Below are 618 nucleotides of genomic sequence, written 5' to 3' on the forward strand. Positions count from 1 at the left end.
AACCTCTTATAGACGAGATCAATAAAGAGATCAAAAAATTATCGAAAACCGCAGGAAATAAATATGTTTACAGATAAGCAGCTAAGAGCCTTTTTTGGTATTATAATTTTTATATTTTTATGCTTTTTAGGAATTAAAAAAAATCCCTACTTTATCCAAGGTATTTTGATATTTGCATCTTTTGGTTTGATAATAATAACAAATATTTTTGTACTTTTATGCAATTCTCATATTCCTTTTGAGTTGCAGAACAATCCAAAATATAAAGATGATGATACAACAGGTTGGAAGATATTAACACGTGATTTACAACAGTATTTGCACAGACTCTTAAAGCTAATAAGTTTAGCACTTGTCGTTTTAATTTTTCCAAATAGTTATACTGTATTTTGGTATTTAGATATCGTTATTTGGTACTTTTTTTTAGTTTATTCATTCTTTCTCATGTTGCATACACGCAGTTTAATAAACATGTCCATTTACGCGATACAATCATCTATTAAAAAGAAAGAGAGCTAAAAAAGCACTTGATATTCAATTAGGTAGGTATCAAAATGAAAAAAATTGAAAAAAATAAAAAATACGTATTGACATTAAGGAAAGGTTCGTTTAGAAAGG

The 618-nt window shown here is 27.0% G+C and carries 1 protein-coding gene; it reads left to right on the top strand.

Annotated elements, in window-relative coordinates; genetic code table 11:
• The first annotated feature begins 63 nt into the window (after nucleotides 1-63).
• Entirely contained in the window at nucleotides 64-519 is a 456-nt protein-coding gene (locus ACFIJL_RS09790) for a hypothetical protein (protein ID WP_375624538.1), read from the top strand.
• Nucleotides 520-618: the final 99 nt, after the last annotated feature.

It is taken from the genome of Bartonella sp. TT119HLJHH (genome assembly GCF_042193385.1).
In the GTDB taxonomy this organism is placed as follows: domain Bacteria; phylum Pseudomonadota; class Alphaproteobacteria; order Rhizobiales; family Rhizobiaceae; genus Bartonella.